This window comes from Pseudomonas sp. Irchel 3H9, assembly GCF_900187495.1.
Taxonomy (GTDB): Bacteria; Pseudomonadota; Gammaproteobacteria; order Pseudomonadales; family Pseudomonadaceae; genus Aquipseudomonas; species Aquipseudomonas sivasensis.
On sequence record NZ_FYDK01000005.1, the window covers coordinates 201,410 to 226,026 of the forward strand.

Here is a 24,617-nt window from a genome sequence, read left to right on the forward strand (position 1 = left end):
GGAGGATCTGTAATGACCACGGAAAAAGTGAAGTACGGCGTACATTCCGAAGCCGGCAAACTGCGCAAAGTCATGGTGTGCTCCCCAGGCTTGGCCCACCAACGGCTGACCCCGAATAACTGCGATGAACTGCTGTTCGATGACGTGTTGTGGGTGGCCCAGGCCAAGCGCGACCATTTCGACTTCGTGACCAAAATGCGCGAGCGGGATATTGATGTGCTGGAAATGCACAACCTGCTGACCGATATCGTTGCCATCCCCGAAGCCCTGGACTGGATCCTGGAACGCAAGATCACCTCCAACACCGTGGGCCTGGGCCTGGTCGATGAAGTCAGCTCCTGGTTGCGCAGCCTGGAGCCGCGCAAGATCGCCGAGTTCCTGATTGGTGGCGTGTCGGCCGATGACCTGCCGAGCAGCTTCGGTGGCAAGACCATCGAGATGTTCCGCGACTTCCTCGGCCACGCCAGTTTCATTCTGCCGCCGCTGCCCAACACCCAGTTCACCCGCGACACCACCTGCTGGATCTACGGCGGCGTGACGCTCAACCCGATGTACTGGCCGGCGCGACGCCAGGAAACCCTGCTGGCCAGCGCCATCTACAAATTCCATCCCGAGTTCACCAACGCCGACTTCCAGATCTGGTACGGCGACCCCGACCAGGAACACGGTGCCGCCACACTGGAAGGCGGTGACGTCATGCCCATTGGCAATGGCGTGGTCTTGATCGGCATGGGCGAGCGTTCGTCCCACCAGGCCATTGGCCAACTGGCGCGCAACCTGTTCAAGAACAAAGCTGTGGAACGGGTAATCGTTGCCGGCCTGCCGAAATCCCGCGCGGCGATGCACCTGGACACCGTGTTCAGCTTCTGCGACCGCGACCTGGTGACCATCTTCCCGGAAGTGGTCAACCAGATCGTGCCCTTCACCCTGCGCCCTGACGACAGCAAGCCCCACGGCATCGACATCCAACGGGAGAAAACCAACTTCCTCGAGACCGTTGCCGCCGCGCTCAACCTCAAGGCCCTGCGCGTGGTCGAGACCGGCGGCAACAGCTTCGCCGCCGAGCGCGAGCAGTGGGACGACGGCAACAACGTAGTGGCCTTGGAGCCAGGCGTGGTGATCGGCTACGACCGCAACACCTACACCAACACCCTGCTGCGCAAGGCTGGCGTGGAGGTCATCACCATCAGCGCCGGTGAACTCGGCCGTGGCCGTGGCGGCGGCCACTGCATGACCTGCCCGATCATCCGCGACCCTATCGACTATTAATTTTTGGCCTTGGCCGCTGCTTATCCAGCAGCAGCCGAGGGGATAACCGAAACCTAAGGAGATCCACCATGGCTTTTAATATGCGCAACCGCAGCCTGCTCTCGCTGATGCACCACACCACTCGCGAGCTGAACTACCTGCTGGACCTGTCCCGCGACCTCAAGCGCGCCAAATACACCGGCACCGAGCGCCCACACCTCAAAGGCAAGAACATCGCGCTGATCTTCGAAAAAACGTCGACCCGCACCCGCTGCGCGTTCGAAGTGGCGGCCCATGACCAAGGTGCCCATGTCACCTATATCGACCCGGTTTCGTCGCAAATCGGCCACAAAGAAAGCATGAAAGACACCGCCCGCGTTTTGGGCCGCATGTTTGACGCCATTGAATACCGTGGCTTCGAACAGGAAATCGTCGAAGAACTGGCCAAGTTCGCCGGGGTCCCGGTGTTCAACGGCCTCACCGCTGAATTCCACCCGACCCAAATGATCGCCGACACCCTGACCATGCGCGAGCACAGCGACAAGCCGCTGCATGACATCAGCTACGCCTACCTGGGCGACGCCCGTTACAACATGGGCAACTCGCTGCTGATGATCGGCGCCAAGCTCGGCATGGACGTGCGCATCGGCGCGCCGAAAGCCCTGTGGCCCCATGAAGACTTCATCAAACAGTGCCAGGCATTCGCCGAGGAAAGCGGCGCACGCATCACCATCACTGAAGACCCGAAAGAAGCAGTCAAAGGCGTGGACTTCATCCACACCGATATCTGGGTGTCCATGGGCGAGCCGGTGGAAGCGTGGGACGAGCGCATCGAGCAACTGCTGCCGTACCAAGTCAACGCCAAGATGATGAAAGCCTCGGGCAACCCACGCGTGAAGTTCATGCACTGCCTGCCGGCGTTCCACAACAGCGAGACCAAGGTCGGCAAGGACATTGCCGCGCGGTATCCGAACCTGGCCAATGGCGTGGAAGTGACCGAGGACGTCTTCGAGTCGCCGGCCAACATCGCCTTTGAGCAAGCGGAAAACCGCATGCACACCATCAAGGCGATCCTGGTGTCGGCACTCGCGGATATCTAAAGGCTACACGGGTTAAGTGTGGGAGGGGCGGTGCGACGATTCGACTTGCCCCCGATGGCGGCGGATCAGCTACAGATAAGTTGCCTGACATACCGCTATCGGGAGCAAGCCCCCTCCCACATTGGCCTCTGTGTTCACACCCATAGAAGGATTGAATTATGCGCATCGTCGTAGCCCTGGGCGGCAACGCCCTCCTGCGCCGTGGTGAACCCATGACCGCAGACAACCAACGCGCCAATATCCGCATCGCCACCGAACAAATCGCCAAGATTCACTCCGGCAACGAGCTGGTGATCGCCCACGGCAATGGCCCGCAAGTCGGCCTGTTGTCGTTGCAGGCGGCCGCTTATACCAGCGTATCTCCTTACCCGCTGGACGTGCTTGGCGCCGAGACCGAAGGCATGATCGGCTACATCATCGAACAGGAACTGGGCAACCTGCTGGACTTTGAAGTGCCGTTCGCCACCCTGCTCACCCAGGTGGAAGTGGACGCCAAGGACCCGGCCTTCCAGAACCCCACCAAACCCATCGGCCCGGTGTACTCCAAGGCGGAAGCGGAAAAACTCGCCGCCGAGAAAGGCTGGGCCATTGCCCCGGATGGCGATAAATATCGCCGCGTCGTCGCCAGCCCACGCCCCAAACGCATCTTTGAAATCCGCCCAATCAAATGGCTGCTGGAAAAAAGCGCCATTGTGATTTGCGCCGGCGGTGGCGGTATCCCGACCATGTACGGTGAAGACGGCAAGCTCAGAGGTATTGAAGCGGTCATCGACAAAGACCTGTGCTCTTCGCTATTGGCCTCGCAACTGAACGCCGATCTGCTGGTGATCGCCACCGACGTCAACGCAGCGTTCATCGACTTTGGCAAACCGACGCAAAAGGCCATCGGCCAGGCCCATCCCGATGACATGGAAAAACTCGGCTTCGCCGCCGGCTCCATGGGGCCCAAGGTGCAGGCCGCCTGTGAATTCGCCCGTCAGACTGGCAAAACTGCGGTCATCGGTTCACTCTCGGACATCGAAGCCATCGTCCAGGGCAGCGCCGGCACGCGCATCAGCACGGCAACACCTGGCATCACCTATCTGTGAAGTAGAGGAGATACGCCTATGGCCACCTTTGAACCCGGTCACCTGCACGTCGAACGTCACGCCCTTAACAAGGACGACTACAGCTACAACCTGTGCATTGACTATGAAGTCAGCCAGGACCCAAAGGAAGGCACGGGCATGCTGTTCAAGCTGCACGGCTCGGTGCAGGGTAAGGACATCAACGAAGAGTTCTATCTGCCCAAGGACCAGGCCTTCGACTTCGCGCGGCACGCGATGAACATCGCGCAGAAGTACGGGATGCCGAAGATCGCAGTGTTGAATGGCTCGATGCACAAGCAGTACGACCAGATGTTCGAGGATGTGCGGCATCAGCTGGATGTGAAATCCGGCGACCCGATCAAGCCTGAACACTTGGAATAACTGACACAACCCTGCTCCAAATGTGGGAGGGGGCTTGCTCCCGATGGCGGTGTGTCAACTGAAAGTAAGCTGACTGACACCCTGCTATCGGGAGCAAGTCGAATCGTCGCACCGCCCCTCCCACATTTTGATCTACATCCGCGCCAAGGCATACTTGCCGTCTCCCGCTCCCCAGAATTGTTAGCGCCCCATGCGTATCCACGTCAGCTTCATCGACCGCGTCGGCATTACCCAGGAAGTCCTGGCCTTGCTCGGTGGGCGCAATCTCAACCTGGATGCGGTGGAAATGGTGCCGCCCAACGTCTACATCGACGCCCCGACGCTGAGCGCCGAGGTACTGGAAGAGTTGCGCGACGCGCTGTTCAGCGTTCAGGGCGTGCAAGCGGTAAGGGTGGTGGACATCCTCCCCGGCCAACGCCGCCACCTGCAACTCGATGCTTTGCTGGCAGCGATGACCGACCCGGTGCTGGCCCTGGACAGTGCGGGCAAGATCCTGCTGGCCAACCCGGCGCTGATTGCGTTGTACGGACGCGAACCGGCCGGGGAAAGTATCGCCGAGCTTTTCAATGACACGGCGTTGCTCGATACCTTGCTGGAGCAGGGCTTTCGCCTGCCCTTGCGCGAGATCAGTATCAACGGTCAGACCTGGCTGCTGGACGCCACGCCGATCACCGACGCCGGCGCCCTGCTCACGCTGTACCAACCCAACCGCATCGGCGAACAACTGTCGGCGCTGCACCACGACCACGCCGAAGGCTTTGATGCGCTGCTCGGCGAATCACCGGCGATCCGCACCCTCAAGGCACGCGCCCAACGGGTCGCGGCACTGGATGCGCCACTGTTGATCCAGGGCGAAACCGGCACCGGCAAAGAGCTGGTGGCGCGCGCCTGCCACGCTATCAGCACGCGCCACAGCGCACCGTTTTTGGCATTGAATTGCGCGGCGCTGCCGGAGAACCTCGCCGAAAGCGAGCTGTTCGGTTATGCCCCCGGCGCCTTCACCGGTGCCCAGCGCGGCGGCAAGCCGGGGCTGATGGAGCTGGCCAACCAGGGCACGGTGTTCCTCGATGAAATCGGCGAAATGTCACCGTACCTGCAAGCAAAGTTGCTGCGCTTCCTCAATGACGGCAGTTTTCGGCGAGTGGGTGGCGACCGTGAAGTGAAGGTCAATGTGCGCATCCTCAGCGCCACCCACCGCGACCTGGAAAAAATGGTCGCCGAAGGCACGTTCCGCGAAGACCTGTTCTACCGCCTCAACGTGCTCAACGTCGAAGTACCGCCGCTGCGCGAGCGTGGCCAGGACATTCTGTTGCTGGCGCGTTACTTCATGCAGCAAGCCTGCGCGCAGATCCAGCGTCCGGTCTGCCGCCTGGCGCCAGGCACCTACCCGGCGCTGTTGGGCAATCGCTGGCCAGGCAATGTGCGCCAGTTGCAGAACGTGATCTTCCGCGCCGCCGCCATCTGCGAAAGCAGCCTGGTGGACATCGGCGATCTGGACATCGCCGGCACCTCGGTGGCACGCCAGAGCGACGGCGAAGTCGACAGCCTCGAACAGGCGGTCGAGGACTTCGAACGCGGCCTGCTGGAGACGCTCTACGTCAGCTACCCCTCGACCCGACAACTGGCCAGCCGCCTGCAGACCTCTCACACCGCCATCGCCCATCGCCTGCGCAAGTACGGCATTCCCGGCAAATCCTGAACCCAATCGTCACCAGAACGCGCGCCGCCCTCGGTGCTTGACGGAGTCAGTTGCGCGAAAGAACAGCCGCTCGGCCATGGGCGCGCTGATGCGCGAGTAATAGATCGCGACCACATCCGAATCGGTCTTGTCGGCCAGGCTGCGGAAACTAGTAAAGCGCTGCTCCGGGAGTTTCAGATGCCCGGCCTTGAAATCGGCATCCGCTGCGGTGGGCGTCAAATAATGAAAGTGCGCGTACGCCAGCACCCTGCCCTGCTTGTCCTTGACCACATACTCCTGCAAAAAATCATCGACGCGCTTGAGGGCAATACGCCCCTCGATGCGCACGATCTGCAGTTGGTCTTGAGCATGAAGCCAGGCGATCCCGCTTTCATTGGGCGGCATACGCTTGATCATCTCGATGCGCAACAATCGCCCCTGTTCCAGGTACCGCTGCGCGGCCTTCTCCAGATCATCCAGCAACGTCTGCGACACAACATCGGGCGCGGCTGGCAGCGCCTTGCGCAACTTGTCGGCAACCGCCCGGACGGTCGCGGATTGCCGCGTCAGCCGCGCCTCAACGTTCTCCGGCGGGGTATTGCCGAGCGCCTCGTTGCGCGCCTGTTGCAGCACCATGGGTTCGCGTTGCAACAAACGGCGGGCGTCGCCCTTGAGGTTTTCCAGGGAACGTGTCGGACGCGGCACAACGGGCGCCGCCTCGGCAATCGCTTCGAACTCAGTTGAACCGGCCCGCTCCTGCAAACTGACCACCACGCGCTGATCAACCGGGCTGATCAGGTCGACGATCTCTTCACCCGAATCCGGCGTACGCGCACGCACCCGCCCCAGTTGGTAGCGTTTTTTCGAGTCACGGACCAGTCGTTGATCGGCGCCAGGGCGTCGCAATGCCGTGGCCTGGGGGCTACCCTCCTGCTCGCGCAGCAGTTTGGCCAACGATATTCGCGACTCTTGATCCAGACTGAGGATTGTCGACTCCACAGGCACTTCAATGTCGCTGTGAATCACCTCCGGCAGTGCTTCGCGGTACTCCGCGAGTATCGCCAGGGTGCTGGCGTACTCGTGCAGAATCGCCCGAATACCTTCAATGCGCTGCTGCACACTGAGCACACCCGCTTCATCAATGGTTTTTTGCGACTGGGCCGATTGAATCGCCTCGTCGATCGCCCCCTTGACCCGCATGCAATCGTCGTGTTCTTCGGGCGTCGGCCGTCGACGCCAGATCATCTGTTTGAGGGTCTGCAACTGCAGCGTCCTCCAGTCGAGCGGCGCACCATAGGACGAAGGCGCCAAGTCGCCGACGAAGGATTTATAGCCAGGTACACCCTGCAAACGCTGGTAGAACACACGTTCCCAGAAGCTCAGATTAACCATGGATTGCTGAAACTCGCCGATCTTATGCGCTTCTTCGTTCAGCACACGCTCGGCGGCCTGGGACACCGTCACGTCAGCATCCTCAAACTGCGCGGTCACTTGCTCTATGCGCGCTGGTGGCAACTGCTCCTCACGACGATTGAAGGTCAATACGTACATGCGTCGGCGCATGGTTTCCAGCATGGTCTTCAGTTGCGCGCAATGCTCTCTTTCAAAACCATCCATGGGCTTAATGCTGTTCTTGCGGATAAGCAGATTGAGTTGTTTTTGTTGCGCTCCCTCTTGTTTTTCCATTTCCGCCAAAAAGCGCATCCTGGCATCGCGCCGGTGCTGGTCGGTAAATTGCCCTTCAGCGCTTGAATGGGCCTTTTCGCACAGGCTTTCGGCTGCCTTCACTTTGCGTTCGCACGCTATGAGTTCAGCGACAGCCGCGTCGTACTCATCCTTAATCAAGAGACTCTTGCGCTCGACTTGCGCATAGCGCCGCGCAGCCGGGCTTCTCTTCTGCCCACCGAGCAAGCGCAGGCCGAGGTCGATTGTCCATACGTCATCCGCGCTCTTTCTGAGCCACGGCCCCAGGCGCTGGGGATCCCTGAGATCAGCTATTCGCCAGCCACCTTCCTCTGCCGTCACGCCGTATACCTTGCTGTCGAGCAACGTGTAGTTTTCCTGGCTCGCAGCGCCACCGTCGCGCAGCACCTGGACCTGGCCGCGCACCGGGCTGTCGGCCGAGAACACCGCGGGCCTGTCGGGCCCACGCTCTCCCCGACCAGGCGCCCACTGGAAGGTCTCAAGCTTTGCCTGCTGCTGCGAATTGAGCTTGAGCCGTGAATTAGCCCAGGAATAATCCATGGCGGTGATATCCGCGAGCGAACGCGGCCAGGCAAACGTCGACGTTGGTTGGCGAACGTGGCCGACCGGGATGACGTCCGTGGTGTGCACCGTGCCGGTGGTGACGGCTTTGCTCGCACTCAGGCCCAAACGTTCATCCAGTTTGACCACCGGGCTCAGGAGCAAGCCGGCCAGGCTACCGATCAGTTCGGTGAGGGCAGCGGCGGCGTCTTCCTGGCTGGCGTCTGGCGGCAGCGCCAGGACCGCGCGAAACGTCTTGAAGGTTTGAAACAGCCAGCCCGCGACCGCCACCGGCCCGCGAATCATGGGCAGCAGCGCATTGAACAATTGCCACAGATCATTCTTGAACACGGCCCAGCGCAACGCCTCGTTGGACGCCGACTGCTTCACCGCCAGTTGCCAGAGGCTGTGGGCGTTTTCATCGAACACGACCGCCAGAAAATCACCGGTTATCACTTCATCACTGAGCAGGACCGGGCTTGAAGTGGGCTGCGCGTCGTATTCATCCCCCGGCAGAAAACGCTGAACGTGGGGCCGCAGAAAACCGCCATTGCCGAACAACGCCCGACTGGCGTCCGGCAAGCGTTGCAACACTAGGCGCTGCAGATCGCTGTCGACGCGAGCGATTTCATCAAGTAGCGCCTGGCGACTGGGGAATTGTTGCAACACGGCGTCGACGTGATCCGGCCGATAAAGAATGTGGGGCAGCGGGCTGTTATCGCGCGGGCCGATCACAAACAGGTTGTCCGCCTTGTGGGCACGCCCGCCGGCATGGAGCAGGAACGCCAGGGGCCGCGCCACAATCACCTCGCCACTGAGCACACGCTTGAGCGGGTCTTCCTGCAGCATCGTGCGCACCACCAGGGCGCCGGTCCGGGTAAAACCGTGGCGCCGGCGCAGGCTGTTTTCAAAGGCGCGCATGGGCAGTTGGATCGTCATCTGATCGACAAACAAGCGACGCCGACGTGGACAGTCCACCGGGTCCGAAATCAACGCGCGCTCAAGCAGCGTCGGATAGTGCTTGCCCACGTCCACGCGTTCGATCAGTTGCTTGAGGTACGCAGCTGTCAGCCAGCCGGGCACGCTTTCCGGCTGGGTCTGATGGCTGATCTGCACGCTGGCATATGCCGTGACGAAGGGGTTTTCCAGCGACCATTGGGTCAAGGTCCTAGCGGTGCGTTGGGTCCAGCCAACGGTGCCGCCCTGGGTGCGCTCGAAGGTCAGTTGGTAATCATCCGGGTCGATGATCGTCTGGCCGGGGCGGTCCAGACGCATTTGCCGGCGCAGGGCGTTGCGCGCGTAGACATCTATTGAGTCGAGGCCATCCAGAAATGATGCGCCACCGGTGGTTTGCTGCAGGCGCTCAAGCCACTGGCCATAAACCAGACGATCTGCGCTGCCGGCCAGTTGCAACCAGAGCGGCAACTGTTCTTCGTGGGGTTGCTGCAGTGCGTCGGGGTCGAACCAGGCCAGCGGTGAGGTGAGTGAAATAAACAACTGTTCATAACTGCCAATCTCCGGCAGTGCCGACCAATCGACCCGATACAGGCTGCGCAACTGGCGCTCCAGCAACGTCTGGGCCAGGGCATCGAACACGTTGCCCTCGGGCTCACGCAGCACCCAGTGGACGGGAACCCCGGGCAAATAGTGGTTCATATAGCGCGGCAACAGATTGCCCAACGCGTCGAGGTTATCGAGCGTCAGCAGGTTCAGCGCCGGGACGTACAGCAGCGTGACACGCTGGCCCTGCACCTGACGTTGCAACACCAGCAAAGGCAGCCATTCGCCCTGGCGTTCGTTCTGGACCGCAAACACCTGATAGATCCGCAATACATGCGGCTGGCCCAACGCTTCGCGATCCGCGCGGTCGCTCCAGACCTGGGTATGTTCATCGCCCTGCCCCAGCAGCGCGCGCGCGTGCTCCGAGCTTAGTGGAGGGTTCTGCCGCGCCGTCATCAGGCACGCACGCAATTGGCGGCCGACCGCGTCCCAGCGACTGTGCGCCGAACCGTCCGACACGCGCTCGTTCCAGTAGTCCACCAACCGCTCGGCAAACCCCTCCAGCACACCGGGGGCCAGGGCGTTGAGCATCTGTTCGATGTCGTCCACGGTGATCGCGTCGGTCACCGCCTCGAACACCCGCTCGCCCGAACGAGTCAGCAGTTGATGATGGCCTGGCGTGTAGTTCAGCGCTTCGCCGCTCATGCAGCGTTTGATCAGCGCATCGCTCAACGTGATGAGCTGTGTGTAACCACCGCCAGCCTGTATCACACCGATCCAAGCAGTGTGCGCCCGCAGGCGCGCACCGACGAACCGCTCCTCCAGCCAGCCCTGGATCATGGACTGGGCCACAGCGGTCAGGCTCAAGCGATGGGCAAACACTTTGGATAAGTAATCGCGGGACATCCGCGCCTGGGTGAGCTCCGGAGAATTTGCAGTTGAAGCACGCATGGGATGCATCCTGATAACGAGATCACGGCACGTTAAAGCGTCAGGGGACGCCCAAAGCAGTACATCTATCTTGCACAAAGGGCTGAAAGCGACCTTCACCGTACTGAAAGCGCTACAGCGGAACGATATCGCTACAGTCCTGCTTTTTACGCGCCATGCAAGGCTTTGATCCACATAGGCTTTTTTTCGCGCACCGCGCTGTATCGAAATCGCTACAGCCGCCATCGCCAACGTCGCAGCCAAAATTATTAAGCTATTGATTTATAAGTGATTAATAACATTGGCCGCGATCTTGCTAAGTAACTCCCCATTATTCCAATCCCGTCCACCAGACGAATCTGGCCCTGAGGAATTTCCATGAGCGAGTTGCGTTTTACTGAAGATCACGAATGGCTGCGTGCCGAAGCCGATGGCAGCGTCACCGTGGGCATTACCGCATTTGCGCAGAACGCGCTGGGTGATGTGGTTTTCGTGCAACTGCCTGAGCTGCAGACCTATGACAAGGGCGCCGAAGCGTCCACCGTGGAGTCGGTAAAAGCTGCCAGCGGTGTGTACATGCCGTTGGACGGTGAAGTCCTCGAAGTGAACGACAAGCTCGATGGCAGCCCGGAACTGGTCAACGAAGATCCAACGGGCGAAGGCTGGTTCTTCCGCTTTAAACCGGCCGATGCCGACGCAGTGGCTAAGCTGTTGGATCAGGATGCGTACGACCGCCTGATCAAAGCCAACGCTGAAGCCTGAGGAGCGCACCATGACGATCAATCTCAGCACCGCTAACGAATTCATCGCCCGCCACATCGGCCCGCGCCAGGAAGATGAGCAGCACATGCTCGCCAGCCTGGGCTTTGACTCCCTGGAAGCCCTGAGCGCCAGTGTGATCCCGGAAAGCATCAAGGGCACCAGCGTGCTCGGCCTGGAAGACGGCCTGAGCGAAGCCGAGGCCCTGGCGAAGATCAAGGCCATCGCCAGCCAGAACCAACTGTTCAAGACCTACATCGGCCAGGGCTACTACAACTGCCACACGCCGTCACCGATCCTGCGCAACCTGCTGGAAAACCCCGCCTGGTACACCGCCTACACCCCGTACCAGCCAGAAATTTCCCAAGGCCGCCTGGAAGCGCTGCTGAACTTCCAGACCCTGATCAGCGACCTCACCGGCCTGCCGATCGCCAACGCCTCGCTGCTGGACGAAGCCACCGCCGCTGCCGAAGCCATGACTTTCTGCAAACGCCTGAGCAAGAACAAAGGCAGCAACGCCTTCTTCGCCTCGGTGCACAGTCACCCGCAGACCCTCGACGTGCTGCGTACCCGCGCCGAACCGCTGGGCATTGATGTGGTTGTGGGCGATGAGCGTGAACTGACCGACGTCAGCCCGTTCTTCGGCGCCCTGCTGCAATACCCGGCCAGCAACGGTGACGTGTTCGACTACCGCGAACTGACCGAACGCTTCCACGCCGCCAACGCATTGGTAGCCGTGGCCGCCGATCTGCTGGCCCTGACCCTGCTGACCCCTCCGGGCGAATTCGGCGCCGACGTAGCCATCGGCAGCGCACAACGCTTCGGCGTGCCGCTGGGCTTCGGTGGCCCGCACGCGGCGTACTTCTCCACCAAGGATGCGTTCAAGCGCGACATGCCGGGCCGTCTGGTCGGTGTGTCTGTTGACCGCTTCGGCAAGCCGGCCCTGCGCCTGGCCATGCAGACCCGCGAGCAACATATCCGCCGCGAGAAGGCCACCAGCAACATCTGCACCGCCCAAGTGCTGCTGGCCAACATCGCCAGCATGTATGCCGTGTACCACGGGCCTAAAGGCCTGACCCAGATCGCCCAGCGCATTCACCAACTGACCGCGATCCTCGCCAAGGGCTTGACCGCGCTGGGCCTGAAGGTCGAGCAGCAACACTTCTTCGACACCCTCACCCTCAACACCGGCGCCCACACCGCCGCCCTGCACGATAAGGCCCGCGCCCAGCGCATCAACCTGCGTGTGGTGGACGCTGAGCGTGTTGGCCTGTCGGTGGACGAAACCACCACCCCAGCCGATATCGAAACCCTGTGGGCGATCTTCGCCGACGGCAAGGCCCTGCCAGCCTTCGCGGAAACTGAGAGCACCCTGCCGGCCGCGCTGCTGCGCCAGTCGCCGATCCTCAGCCACCCGGTGTTCAACCGTTATCACTCCGAAACCGAGTTGATGCGCTACCTGCGCAAGCTGGCAGACAAAGACCTGGCCCTGGACCGCACCATGATCCCGCTGGGCTCGTGCACCATGAAGCTCAACGCCGCCAGCGAAATGATCCCGGTGACCTGGGCCGAATTCGGTGCCCTGCACCCCTTCGCACCGGCCGCACAAAGCGCCGGCTACCTGCAACTGACCTCCGACTTGGAAGCCATGCTCTGCGCGGCCACCGGCTATGACGCGATCTCGCTGCAGCCGAACGCCGGTTCCCAAGGCGAATACGCCGGTCTATTGGCCATTCGTGCCTATCACCAGAGCCGTGGCGACGAACGCCGCGACATCTGCCTGATCCCGTCGTCGGCCCACGGCACCAACCCGGCCACCGCCAACATGGCTGGCATGCGCGTGGTCGTGACCGCCTGCGACGCACGTGGCAACGTGGACATTGAAGACCTGCGCGCCAAGGCCATCGAGCACCGCGATCACCTCGCGGCACTGATGATCACCTACCCGTCTACCCACGGCGTGTTCGAGGAAGGCATCCGCGAGATTTGCGGCGTCATCCACGACAACGGCGGCCAGGTGTACATCGACGGCGCTAACATGAACGCGATGGTCGGCCTCTGCGCCCCGGGCAAGTTCGGCGGCGACGTGTCCCACCTGAACCTGCACAAGACGTTCTGCATTCCTCACGGCGGTGGCGGCCCGGGCGTTGGCCCGATTGGCGTCAAGTCCCACCTCACGCCATTCCTGCCGGGCCACGCGGCCATGGAGCGCAAGGAAGGCGCGGTCTGTGCGGCACCGTTCGGCAGCGCGAGCATTCTGCCGATCACCTGGATGTATATCAGCATGATGGGCGGCGCTGGCCTCAAGCGCGCTTCGCAATTGGCGATCCTGAATGCCAACTACATTTCCCGTCGCCTCGAAGAGCACTACCCCGTGCTCTACACCGGCAGCAACGGCCTGGTGGCGCATGAATGCATCCTCGACCTGCGCCCACTGAAAGACAGCAGCGGCATCAGCGTGGATGACGTGGCCAAGCGCCTGATCGACTTCGGTTTCCACGCACCGACCATGTCGTTCCCGGTGGCCGGCACCTTGATGATCGAGCCGACGGAAAGTGAATCCAAAGAAGAACTGGACCGCTTCTGCGACGCCATGATCGCCATTCGCGAAGAAATCCGCGCAGTGGAAAACGGCACCCTGGACAAGGACGACAACCCACTCAAGAACGCCCCGCACACTGCGGCGGAACTGGTGGGCGAATGGAGCCACCCCTACAGCCGTGAACAGGCGGTGTATCCGGTTGCTTCGCTGATCGAAGGCAAGTACTGGCCGCCGGTTGGTCGGGTCGACAACGTGTTTGGTGATCGCAATCTCGTATGCGCATGCCCTTCAATCGAGAGCTACGCGTAACCTGAGGCTGAACTCAATCAAATGTGGGAGGGGGCTTGCTCCCGATGGCGGTTTTACATTCAACATCTCTGTTGACTGACGCACTGCCATCGGGAGCAAGCCCCCTCCCACACTGACCGAGCACACCCAAAACATAATAAGAAACCGGAGAACCACTCATGTCTTTAAGCGTGTTCGACCTGTTCAAGATTGGCATCGGCCCCTCCAGTTCCCACACCGTCGGCCCCATGCGCGCCGCCGCTCGATTCGTCGAAGGCCTCAAACGTGACAACCTGCTGACCACCACCTGCAGCATCAAGGTGGAACTCTATGGTTCCCTCGGCGCCACCGGTAAAGGTCACGGCAGCGACAAGGCTGTGTTGCTTGGCCTGGAAGGCGAACACCCGGACACCGTGAACACTGAAACCGTCGCCGCACGCCTGGCGCAGATGCGCAGCGATGGCCGCTTGAACCTGCTCGGCGAACACAGCATTGCGTTCAACGAGAAAGAACACTTGGCGATGATTCGCAAGCCCCTCGCCTACCATCCCAACGGCATGATTTTTCGTGCCTTCGACGCTGCCAACATCCAGATTCGCAGCCGCGAGTACTACTCGGTCGGCGGTGGTTTTGTAGTGGATGAAGACGCCGCCGGTGCCGACCGGATTGTCGAAGATGCCACGCCGCTGACATTCCCCTTCAAGCACGCCAAGGACTTGCTCGGCCATTGCGCCACTTACGGCCTGTCCATCAGCCAAGTGATGCTGACCAATGAAAGTGCCTGGCGCCCTGAGGCGGAAACCCGCGCTGGCCTGCTGAAAATCTGGCAGGTGATGCAGGACTGCGTGGACGCCGGTTGTCGCAATGAAGGGATTTTGCCCGGTGGCCTGAAGGTCAAACGCCGTGCCGCCGCGCTGCATCGCCAACTGTGCAAGCACCCGGAATCGGCGCTGCGTGATCCGTTGTCGGTGCTCGATTGGGTCAACCTGTACGCGCTGGCGGTCAACGAAGAAAACGCCAACGGCGGGCGCGTGGTCACGGCGCCCACCAATGGTGCAGCCGGGATCATTCCGGCCGTGCTGCATTACTACATGCGCTTTATCCCAGGCGCGAACGAAGACGGCGTGGTGCGCTTCCTGCTCACCGCCGCCGCCATCGGGATTTTGTACAAGGAAAACGCGTCGATCTCCGGCGCCGAAGTCGGTTGTCAGGGCGAAGTCGGCGTGGCCTGTTCCATGGCTGCCGGGGCGCTGTGCGAAGTGCTGGGCGGCAGCGTGTCCCAAGTGGAGAACGCTGCCGAGATCGGCATGGAACACAACCTCGGCCTGACCTGCGATCCGATTGGCGGCCTGGTTCAGGTGCCGTGCATCGAGCGCAACGCCATGGGCTCGGTGAAGGCCATCAATGCGGTGCGCATGGCTTTGCGCGGCGACGGGCAGCATTTCGTTTCGCTGGATAAGGTCATCCGCACCATGCGCCAGACCGGTGCCGATATGAAAAGCAAATACAAGGAAACCGCCCGTGGCGGTTTGGCGGTCAACATTATCGAGTGCTGACGCCTAAAGGCGCGGCAGCACGTTTTTCAGGAGCTGAATATGTCCACCGAAACCCTGTTGAAAACCCCATTGCACGCCCTGCACATCGAACTGGGCGCACGCATGGTGCCCTTCGCCGGCTATGACATGCCGGTGCAATATCCACTGGGTGTGATGAAGGAACACCTGCACACCCGTGAACACGCCGGGTTATTTGACGTGTCCCACATGGGCCAGATCCGCCTGACCGGCGCCAATGCCGCCAAGGCCCTGGAAACCCTGGTGCCCGTGGACATCATCGACCTGCCCGTAGGTATGCAGCGCTACGCAATGTTCACCAACGAGCAAGGCGGCATCCTGGATGACCTGATGGTTGCCAACCTGGGCAACGACGAACTGTTCCTGGTGGTCAACGCCGCCTGCAAGGACCAGGACTTGGCGCACCTGCGCAAACACATTGGTGATCAGTGCACCATCGAGCCGCTGTTCGAAGAACGCGCCCTGCTTGCCCTGCAAGGCCCCGCAGCGGTGAAGGTGCTGGCGCGCCTGGCGCCGGAAGTGACCAAGATGACCTTTATGCAGTTCGCTTCGCTGCGCCTGCTGGGTGTGGACTGCTACGTCAGCCGCTCCGGTTATACCGGTGAAGACGGCTTTGAAATCTCCGTACCTGCGGCCAATGCCGAAAGCCTTGCGCGCAGCCTGTTGGCCGAGAGCGAAGTACAGGCCATCGGCCTGGGCGCCCGCGACTCCCTGCGCCTGGAAGCCGGCCTGTGCCTGTACGGCCACGACATGAACACCGAGACCACACCGATTGAAGCCAGCCTGCTGTGGGCCATCTCCAAGGCCCGCCGTGCCGATGGCGCACGTGCCGGCGGCTTCCCGGGTGCCGACCGAATCTTCACCCAGCAGCAGACCGGTGTAAGCCGCAAACGCGTCGGCCTGTTACCCCAGGAACGCACTCCGGTGCGCGAAGGGGCAGAAATTGTCGATGAGCACGGCACTGTGATCGGCAGCGTCTGCAGCGGCGGCTTTGGCCCCAGCCTCGGCGGCCCTTTGGCCATGGGTTACCTGGACAGCGCATTCATTGCACTGGATACCGAAGTCTCTGCGTTGGTGCGTGGGAAAAAGGTGCCGCTTCGTGTAAGTAAAATGCCATTCGTGCCACAGCGTTACTATCGTGGTTGATTGACTGTTCCTATAAGTAACGCGGTTGCGTTAACGTGCACTAATCTGTAACGCAACCGCCATAAAACAGTGCATTCTCGATAGTTATTGTTATAGGTGTACCGCTATAACAAGTGAGCGAATCTATCGAATAAGTCCGCTCTACATTATTCAACGAAGTGTCATGAGGCCGAGCAAAACATGGGGTTTTGCAGGGCTTGTTTTTTCTCTATTAGTTGGCGTAGAGTTTGCCCACTGTGTTTGCATGGGTCGCTTGGAACCTGGACCTGGGCAGTAGCTGAAGTAGTTGTGCTACAACCCGTTCGACGTCTCTTACTTTCCTGCAACCCAGCCCAGTACTCTTTCATGTGAAAGGGGCTGTCATTAATTTATAGCGTCAAGGAAATAAGAAAATGGCTGATCGTCAGAGCGGTACCGTCAAGTGGTTTAACGACGAAAAAGGGTTTGGTTTTATCACTCCAGAAAGCGGTCCGGATCTGTTCGTGCATTTCCGCGCTATTCAGGGCAACGGGTTCAAGAGCCTCAAAGAAGGCCAGAAAGTGACATTCGTTGCGGTGCAGGGCCAAAAAGGCATGCAGGCTGACGAAGTACAAGCAGAAGGTTGATCCTTACTGCGACAAAAAGCCCCTGATATGACATCAGGGGCTTTTTTATGGACGCGATTCCGTAAAATGCGTTTTTTCCTCAGAGAATCCTGCCATGTCCAAACCCCTGCTGAGCCCCCAAGGCGAATTCCCCGCCGTTGGCCTGGGCCGTCGCCTGGCAGCGATGTTCTATGACTTCCTGTTGTGCACCGCCCTGCTGATCGTCACCGCGTTTATCTACAAGCTGGTGTGGATGGCATTTCTAGGCGAAGCCAGGATGCGCACCCTCACCGAATCCGGTGCCCTGGACGGCGACCCGCTGCTGTCGACGATTCTGTTCTTTGTGCTGTTCGGCTTCTTCGCCAAGTTCTGGACCCATTCCGGGCAGACCCTGGGCATGCAGGTGTGGGGCGTGCGCGTGCAGAACGCCGATGGCTCGCGCATCAGCCTGTGGCAGGCGCTGTTGCGCTTTGTGGTGTCGATTGCGTCGTGGTTGTGCGTGGGGCTGGGGTTTATCTGGGCGTTGTTCGATAAACAGAAACGCGGTTGGCATGACATCTATTCGGACACCCAGTTAGTGCGCATCCCGAAGCAAAAGAAATAAAACCCTTCTTAATTAAAGATCTACATGTGGGAGGGGGCTTGCCCCCGATAGCGGCTCTACATTCAATATTTCTATTGACTGACACACCATCATCGGGGGCAAGCCCCCTCTCACATTTTTAACCGAGCTTGCCTCGGTTCAGGCGTTGCCCGCCAGCTTCAGGCGCGCCGCCTGGGTGAAATCCAGCATGCGCTTGAGCGGTCGAACAGCGTGAGGAATCACCGACGGCTCGACGAAAATCTCATTGCTGCCCTCACGCAGGCACTGCAACGTGCGCTCCAGCGTGTTCATCGCCATCCACGGGCAATGCGCGCAACTGCGGCACGCCGCGCCGTTACCGGCCGTGGGCGCTTCGACGAAGACCTTGTCCGGGCACAGCTGCTGCATCTTGTAGAAGATGCCGCGGTCGGTGGCGACGATAAAGGTTTTGTTCGGCAGTCGTTGCGCCGCAGCGATCAGTTGGCTGGTAGAACCTACGGCATCCGCCAGTTCGATCACCGCGGTCGGCGATTCCGGATGTACCAGGATCGCTGCATCGGGGTATAGCGCCTTCATGTCTTCGAGCTGCTTGGACTTGAACTCTTCGTGGACGATGCAGGCACCGTCCCACAGCAGCATGTCGGCACCGGTCTGACGCTGGATGTAAGTGCCCAGGTGCTTGTCCGGTCCCCAGATGATGGTCTCGCCGTTGTCCATCAGGCTTTCGACGATTTCCAGCGCGCAGCTGGAGGTCACCACCCAATCGGCTCGGGCTTTGACCGCCGCCGAGGTGTTGGCATACACCACCACCGTGCGCTCGGGATGCTGGTCGCAGAACGCCGAAAATTCATCGACCGGGCAACCAAGGTCCAGGGAGCACGTGGCTTCCAGGGTTGGCATGAGGATGCGTTTTTCGGGGGTGAGGATCTTGGCGGTCTCGCCCATGAAACGCACACCGGCGACCAGTACGGTCTTGGCCGGGTGGGCGGCGCCGAAGCGGGCCATTTCCAGGGAGTCGGAGACGCAGCCGCCGGTTTCTTCGGCCAGGGCCTGGATCACCGGATCGCAATAGAAGTGGGCAACCAATACCGCGTCCTGAGCTTTCAGCTCGGCGGCGATGGCGGCACGCAGGCTCGCCTCTTCATCGGCGCTGAGGGCCTTGGGCTGCTTGGCGTCGAGGTGGGCTTGAACCAGTAGGCGTTCAGATATCTGCGTCATGTTCGCAAGACCTGCAGGCGCAGTAGCGCGAAAGTCGAGTGTACCACCGGCTCTGGAGCCCTTCGGGCGCCGCCGGACGAAGTGATTGTGTTCATCAAGCACGGCTAAAAGTGAAGCTGCGCAAGGCTACAGAATATCGAATGGATTCAAAAGCCTAATCTGGCTTTTGACGCGTTCGATTGTCCGACAAAAAAGGGTAATGGCACATTGACTCTCCCCCTCAGGGGAGGGTTTACGCTGCGCCGCCTTCACACATCACCTCAAGCAAATGGCCCCTCAGCGCCACTGCTTAGCCCCCCATTCACGCGTTATAGGGAGATAGCCGATGAACAATCCATTGGACTTGAACAGCGTCATTACCACTACCCGCGAAATCCTCGCGCAGCTGTTGGTGATGGACCTCACAGAGGTGAACGAACACAGCAGCATCGTCGAGGACCTCAATGCCGACTCCCTGGATATCGTCGACCTGAGTTTTCAGCTAGGTCGCCATTACGGCTGCACATTGCCCAAGACCAGCGTGCTGGACCATGCGGTAGCGGTGTTTGGCGACGTGAGCGAGCTGGTCGAAAAAGGCCGTATCACCCAGTCCGGCGTAGACCTTCTGGAGCAAAGCCTGAGCGCATTTGCGCCCGGCCAATTGCGTCCAGGCATGCAGCCGGCAGATGTGTTCGCGGCCACGACCGTGCGCAATTGGGCCGAACAGTGCTACCGGATGTTTGACCACTTGCCCGCCACCTGCCCTGAGTGCAACGCCGAGCAGGCACGTCTCAATGAGCGTCGCCAAGTGGTGTGCGGCGGTTGCAGTGCGCGACTGACGCCGCTGGAAGGCGACGAAATTTCTCGCCAACTGGTAGAGCAGTTTGCCGCGTCCCGTTTGCCAGAAACGGCCTAGGAGTTTTTCATGGGGCCGCGAGAGGTTTTAGTCACAGGCTACGGGCTGGTAGCGCCCACGGTACTGGACGCTGCAACGTTGTTTTCGCAGATCAGCTCCAAGCGGTCGTGCATTCGTCAACACCCGGTGTTTGCCGAGCTGGGTTTTGCGGTAAACGCCGCAGGTTATATCGGTCACGATCAGTGGCACGCCATTGGCGCTCAGGTTGCGGTGGGCGCCACGCCACTGCCCCGTCAGTGCCTGCTCGCCGAGTTTGTTGCCAGGCAAGCGCTCCAGCAGGCCGGCCTGGTTCCCGCGGACTTCTCCCGCGCGGCCAGCGGTGTGTTCCTCGGCGCCAACAAGCATTGCGTGAGCCGTGACCTGCAAGAGGCCAGCCGCTATATGGACGACGCCGGCAGCGTCGACCTTGATCGCTACTTGGATCAGCACACACTGGCGGGCGGCCCGTTTGCTCGACGGATTGATCAGCAGACTTGGCACATCGCCAACCTGCTCGGCATTCGCGACCATATCAGCACCCATTCCGATGCCTGCGCGGCCGGCACCATGGCGATCGGCAGTGCGTTTCGCGCCATTGAGCGCGGCGAGATCGACTTGGCCATCTGTGGCGCCGTTGAGTTGATGGCCCATGAACTGTCCTATTACAGCTTCGACGGCCTCGGTGCCATTTGCCAGCGGGCCGACCTCACTGCCGAACAACAGAGCCGCCCGTTCATGAACGACCGCTGCGGTTTCGTCCTCGGCGAAGGCGCGGCAATGATCGTGCTGGAGTCCAGGGAACATGCCGAACGACGCAAGGCCACCCCGATCGGCCGCGTCCTGGGTTACGCCAACTATTGCGAAGCGCAGAAAATCACCTCCAGCAGCCGCGATGGCAGCCATTACGCCCACTGCATGCAAGCCGCCATCGCGAATGCCGGCTTGGACTGCGACGCCGTCGATCACGTCAATACCCATGGCACCTCGACCCAGGCCAACGATCGCAGTGAAGCCCTGGCGATTGAGCGGGTATTCGGCACCGCCGTGAGCACGATGACATTCACCGCCAACAAATCGGCCATTGGCCACTCCCTGGCGGCCAGCGGCGCCATTGAGGCGGTGCTGTCACTGATGAGTCTGCAGCAAGGCGTGCTGCTCCCCACCCTTAACTATGACCCGGCAAATGCCGAGTTCCCTGAGTTGAACTTCCTGACCGAAGCCCAGCAACAGCCCATCAAGGTGGTGCTGTCCAATTCGTTCGGTTTCGGCGGCGTCAACAGTTCGCTGGTGTTGGGAAATGCATGAAATGAACAGTCTCCAGACAAAACCCGTCTACTTGATCGCTGCGTCGGTGTTCAACCACGCAGGCACTGAGTGCGCCGATTTACATGGCCCGGTGCGGGCCGCCCAGCCGTTGGATTTTGCCCCGGACCACCTGGCCTATCCCGTGACCGTACCGCGACTGCCCACCACGGTGTTCGACCGCAAGATTCAACGCAGCGTCGAACCTCAGGGCGCCCGTTTGCTGTATTGCGCCGGGCAGCTTGCCGGCCCGTTGAATGACTTGCACCTGCCTGGCGAGCGCGTGGCGCTGATGGCCGCCATTCCGGAAGTGGACGGCCCCAGTTCCTGCTGGGAAGCCGTGCAGGCCATCGCCGAACAACCGGACGCACTGCTCGCACAACTCTTCGCTTATACCCCGCCGCTGCACGCACTGATGATGCTCAACAGCAGCGTCATGGCCTATGTAGCCGAGGCGCTGCACTGCCGTGGCCCGATGGGCGGTTTCTGCTCACAGGGAAATGCGGGAGTCGATGCGCTGATTGAGGCGTTCGAACACATCGCCGGTGGCCGGGCCGACGCCGGGGTTGTGGTCAGCAGTAGCCCGAACCTCTCGCCTGCGCTGTACCTGCGCGACAGCACCGAACAGCCTGCACTCCCGGCGCCGGATCGTTATGGGGAAGGCGCAGCGTGCCTGTTGCTGACGTCGTGCACGCCAACCCACGGCGCCTTGCGCATCGCCGGGTTCGCCCGTGGTTACAGTGCTTGCCCCGAACGCTCGAACGCCGTGGCGCACAAGGTCATCCAACAAGCATTAAGCCGAGAGAAAGTAGGTTTGCGCGACGTAGCACACGTCGTCGCCGCGCCGGACACCCCCTTCCTGCCGCTTCTGCTCGCAGACACCCAGGCGACGCTTCACAGCTCCCGGCCCATGACCGGCGATCTGGGAGCAAGCGCCCTGTTGACTGAAATCGCCCTGACCCTTCACGACCAGCGCGATGGGTACACATTGCTGCTCAATCACAGCCGTGCGGGCCATTGGGGCGCCGTATTACTGGCCAAAGAAGCCATGGAGAAACAGGCATGAGCCCACCAAGGATTGTGATAACCGGCCTGGGTGCCGTGACCGGTTTCGGTTTCGAATGGCAATCAATGTGGGCGCAGATGCTGCGCGGCGAGCACTGCATCCGCCCATGGCAACCCGAAGGCGTGGCCGACGGTAGCTTCCCGGTGCGTTACGCCGCGCCAGTAGACACCCGCCAACTGCCGGACTACTTGAAAGGCCATCGCGCCTGGCAGATGCCCCTGGAAAAACGCAGCCAGTTGGGTTGGGTGGCGGCCAGCCAAGCGATCACCGACAGCGGCCTGAGCGCCGCACAACTGCGCGATGCGGCCGTACTGTGCGCGTCCGGCGCACCGGCCCACAACATTCAGGACATGCTGCTGACCGTGTCCGGCGAGCAGCAGGCTTGCCCTGCATGGCGCCACTTGATGGCCAAGGCTGACCAGGTCAGTGCGGCCCACTCGCTGTGCCAGAGCAACGACCGGCTGGCCAGGGTGATCGCTGACGACAGCGGTTGCGAAGGCCCGGTGATCAACATCAGCAGCGCCTGCGCCGGGGCGTCCCAGGCCATCGGGAATGCCTTCCAGATGATCCGCAGGGGTGAAGTCGACGTCGCTGTCGCCGGCGGGGCCGACTCGGTGTTGAGCCTGGACACCATGACCGCGCTTTACCTGTTGGGCGCAGCCAGCAGCGAGCAACGCTGGGGCGACGGGCTTTGCCGTCCATTCGATCGCCATCGCAGCGGCCTGGTTGCTGGCGAAGGCGGTGGTTTTGTAGTGCTCGAAACCCTGGAGAGCGCCCTTGCCCGTGGCGCCGTGCCCTATGCCGAAGTGCTGGGGTTTGGCAGCAGCCTGGACGGCTACAAGGTCACCGCACCCGACCCGCAAGGGCGAGGCGCCGCCCTGGCGATGCAGACCGCCTTGCACGATGCCGGCATCCGCCCGCAACAGGTGGACCTGATCAACGCTCACGGCACGTCCACCCCGCTCAACGATGCCGCCGAAACCCTGGCCATCAAGTCGGTATTCGCCCAAGACGAGCACTATCGACGGCTGGCAATCAGCGCCAACAAGTCCCAGTTCGGGCACTTGATCGCGGCCGCTGGCGCACCCGAGTTCATCGTCACCGCACTGGCCTGCCAGCACGACCGGATTACCCCGACCCTCAACCTGCACAGCGCCGCCGACGACTGTGATCTGGACTACTGCGCCCATCAGACGGTCAACCGCCGGGTTGACGTGGCGCTGAGCAATTCATTCGGCTTCGGTGGGCTCAATACCTGCCTGGTGCTGGGCAAATACCAGGAGCACGCACAATGAGTGCCGCACAAACACCCATCGCTATCGCCGGCAGCGGCTGTGTCTTGGCCAGCGGATGGGGCGTGGACGCGTTCTGGACTGCGGCCTGCGAGTCGCGCAGCGGGATCAAGCCATTGCGTTCCTTGCAGTTTCATAGCGAGCGGGTCACGGCCTTTGGCCAGATCCACTATGACGATCATCAACGCAGTCGTCAGGACCTCGCGCAGAACCTGCAACGCTACTGCACGCCCGCCGTCATCTGGGGTGTCAGCGCGGTTCGTCAGGCACTGGCCGATGCCGACCTGACACCCGGTGCAGACGGCCTGACCTATGGGCTCTATTGCTGCCAGGGTGGATACACCCATCCTTCTCTGGCGTCCTACGGCGAATTGCTCCACGAATGCCGCCAGGGCGAAGGGGCAGACATGCACCTGCTGGCCCGACGTATTTTGCAGGAGCGGGCGCAGGATCCGTTCCTGGTGCTCAAGGGCCTGAGCAATATCCTGCTGGGCGTGACCAGCCTGGCGCTCAAGCTGGAGTGTGAATGCAACGCCTACATGCAGGGCGTCTCCGGCAACCTGGCAGCCTTGCGTGAAGCCTGTGCCGCGTTGCAGAGCGGGCGCATTGATGTAGCGATCATTGTCGGTGCGGGCAGCGAACTCGATGCCCTGGCACTCAGCGCCTTGGTACAGGCCGGCACCATCAGTGCGGACGGCTCGGAGACCCTGCGAGCTTTCGACGCGCAAGGCACGGGCGGTATCGCGGGTGAAGGCGCGGCAGCCCTGGTGTTGCGCCGTCGGGAGGATCTGGGGGATGAACCCCAGGTCTGCCTGCAAACAATGACCGCCCATGTCTCTATCGAGGCACTGAACCTGCCAGACCAGCCAACCGATCTGCTGGTGTGCACTGGCACCGGCACGCCCGACAAAGATCGGCAATTGAGCCACGTACTGGGCCGCACCGGCGGCGCCCACATCACCAGTGGCGTGCCGGTGACCGGCCTGCTCAGTGCGGCTCCCAGCCTGGCAGACCTGATCCTGGCCCGCTGCGCCCTGCTCGCCCAGCGCGTGCCACCAATTACCGGGCTAAGCCAACCCGTGGCCGCGCACCTGCCCTTTGTGATGGGCGCTCCCTATTCAACGACGCTCACCGATTGCCTGGTGCTCAACCGCGACGACAACGGTTTCAGCGCTTGTTACCAATTGAAGTACAGCGAGCAGGCCAATAACGCCTGACGT

The 24,617-nt window shown here is 61.3% G+C and carries 18 protein-coding genes; 16 read left to right on the forward strand and 2 right to left on the reverse strand.

The window, feature by feature from the left end; all coding sequences use genetic code 11:
- The first annotated feature begins 12 nt into the window (after positions 1-12).
- The 5 genes from arcA (at position 13) to CKW32_RS19670 (ending at position 5,516) form a co-directional block, all read left to right on the forward strand.
- Positions 13-1,269, forward strand: a complete 1,257-nt coding sequence (arcA, locus tag CKW32_RS19650; protein ID WP_032890964.1) for an arginine deiminase — start codon at positions 13-15, stop codon at positions 1,267-1,269.
- 68 nt (positions 1,270-1,337) lie between these two features.
- On the forward strand, positions 1,338-2,348 hold the full coding sequence (locus CKW32_RS19655; RefSeq protein ID WP_010208131.1) for an ornithine carbamoyltransferase: 1,011 nt from the start codon (positions 1,338-1,340) through the stop codon (positions 2,346-2,348).
- Between the two features lie 158 nt (positions 2,349-2,506).
- Positions 2,507-3,436 carry a carbamate kinase gene (gene arcC, locus CKW32_RS19660; RefSeq protein WP_095185751.1) on the forward strand — a complete coding sequence of 310 codons (930 nt, stop codon included), beginning with the start codon at positions 2,507-2,509 and terminating at the stop codon, positions 3,434-3,436.
- An 18-nt stretch (positions 3,437-3,454) separates the two neighbouring features.
- Positions 3,455-3,817: a DUF5064 family protein gene (locus CKW32_RS19665; RefSeq protein ID WP_032890958.1), complete on the forward strand. Its 363-nt coding sequence runs from the start codon at positions 3,455-3,457 to the stop codon at positions 3,815-3,817.
- A 190-nt stretch (positions 3,818-4,007) separates the two neighbouring features.
- On the forward strand, positions 4,008-5,516 hold the full coding sequence (locus CKW32_RS19670) for a sigma-54-dependent transcriptional regulator (RefSeq protein ID WP_032890957.1): 1,509 nt from the start codon (positions 4,008-4,010) through the stop codon (positions 5,514-5,516).
- 9 nt (positions 5,517-5,525) lie between these two features.
- On the opposite strand, the gene CKW32_RS19675 is transcribed toward CKW32_RS19670, so the two are convergent.
- Positions 5,526-10,190, reverse strand: a complete 4,665-nt coding sequence (locus CKW32_RS19675) for a hypothetical protein (protein ID WP_143499414.1) — start codon at positions 10,188-10,190, stop codon at positions 5,526-5,528.
- A 357-nt stretch (positions 10,191-10,547) separates the two neighbouring features.
- Between CKW32_RS19675 and gcvH the strand changes: the two genes are divergently transcribed.
- The 6 genes from gcvH to CKW32_RS19705 all read left to right on the forward strand — a co-directional run bounded on the left by gcvH (position 10,548) and on the right by CKW32_RS19705 (position 17,666).
- Entirely contained in the window at positions 10,548-10,931 is a 384-nt protein-coding gene (gene gcvH / locus CKW32_RS19680) for a glycine cleavage system protein GcvH (protein WP_095185753.1), read from the forward strand.
- A 10-nt stretch (positions 10,932-10,941) separates the two neighbouring features.
- Positions 10,942-13,779, forward strand: coding sequence for an aminomethyl-transferring glycine dehydrogenase (gene gcvP, locus CKW32_RS19685; RefSeq protein WP_095185754.1), 2,838 nt, complete (start codon positions 10,942-10,944; stop codon positions 13,777-13,779).
- Between the two features lie 158 nt (positions 13,780-13,937).
- Positions 13,938-15,314, forward strand: coding sequence for an L-serine ammonia-lyase (locus CKW32_RS19690; RefSeq protein ID WP_032890951.1), 1,377 nt, complete (start codon positions 13,938-13,940; stop codon positions 15,312-15,314).
- Positions 15,315-15,353: 39 nt separating this feature from the next.
- Entirely contained in the window at positions 15,354-16,478 is a 1,125-nt protein-coding gene (gcvT, locus tag CKW32_RS19695; protein WP_032890950.1) for a glycine cleavage system aminomethyltransferase GcvT, read from the forward strand.
- Between the two features lie 392 nt (positions 16,479-16,870).
- A complete protein-coding gene (locus CKW32_RS19700) occupies positions 16,871-17,083 on the forward strand; it encodes a cold-shock protein (RefSeq protein ID WP_014339904.1) in 213 nt (70 codons plus the stop codon).
- A 94-nt stretch (positions 17,084-17,177) separates the two neighbouring features.
- Positions 17,178-17,666, forward strand: coding sequence for an RDD family protein (locus tag CKW32_RS19705; RefSeq protein ID WP_032890948.1), 489 nt, complete (start codon positions 17,178-17,180; stop codon positions 17,664-17,666).
- 138 nt (positions 17,667-17,804) lie between these two features.
- Here CKW32_RS19705 and nadA read toward each other — a convergent pair whose 3' ends face one another.
- On the reverse strand, positions 17,805-18,863 hold the full coding sequence (nadA, locus tag CKW32_RS19710) for a quinolinate synthase NadA (protein WP_032890946.1): 1,059 nt from the start codon (positions 18,861-18,863) through the stop codon (positions 17,805-17,807).
- Between the two features lie 325 nt (positions 18,864-19,188).
- Between nadA and CKW32_RS19715 the strand changes: the two genes are divergently transcribed.
- From CKW32_RS19715 to CKW32_RS19735, 5 genes are read left to right on the forward strand one after another with little or no spacing between them, the layout of a single operon-like run.
- Positions 19,189-19,758, forward strand: coding sequence for an acyl carrier protein (locus CKW32_RS19715; protein WP_032890945.1), 570 nt, complete (start codon positions 19,189-19,191; stop codon positions 19,756-19,758).
- A 9-nt stretch (positions 19,759-19,767) separates the two neighbouring features.
- Entirely contained in the window at positions 19,768-21,042 is a 1,275-nt protein-coding gene (locus CKW32_RS19720; RefSeq protein ID WP_095185755.1) for a beta-ketoacyl-[acyl-carrier-protein] synthase family protein, read from the forward strand.
- Position 21,043: 1 nt separating this feature from the next.
- Entirely contained in the window at positions 21,044-22,105 is a 1,062-nt protein-coding gene (locus CKW32_RS19725) for a beta-ketoacyl synthase (RefSeq protein WP_241089467.1), read from the forward strand.
- Positions 22,102-23,400, forward strand: a complete 1,299-nt coding sequence (locus CKW32_RS19730; RefSeq protein WP_032890943.1) for a beta-ketoacyl synthase — start codon at positions 22,102-22,104, stop codon at positions 23,398-23,400. The genes CKW32_RS19725 and CKW32_RS19730 overlap by 4 nt, the downstream gene beginning before the upstream one ends.
- The gene (locus CKW32_RS19735) at positions 23,397-24,614 is read left to right on the forward strand and encodes a beta-ketoacyl synthase N-terminal-like domain-containing protein (RefSeq protein WP_095185756.1); all 1,218 of its coding nucleotides are present in this window, start codon (positions 23,397-23,399) and stop codon (positions 24,612-24,614) included. The genes CKW32_RS19730 and CKW32_RS19735 overlap by 4 nt, the downstream gene beginning before the upstream one ends.
- Positions 24,615-24,617: the final 3 nt, after the last annotated feature.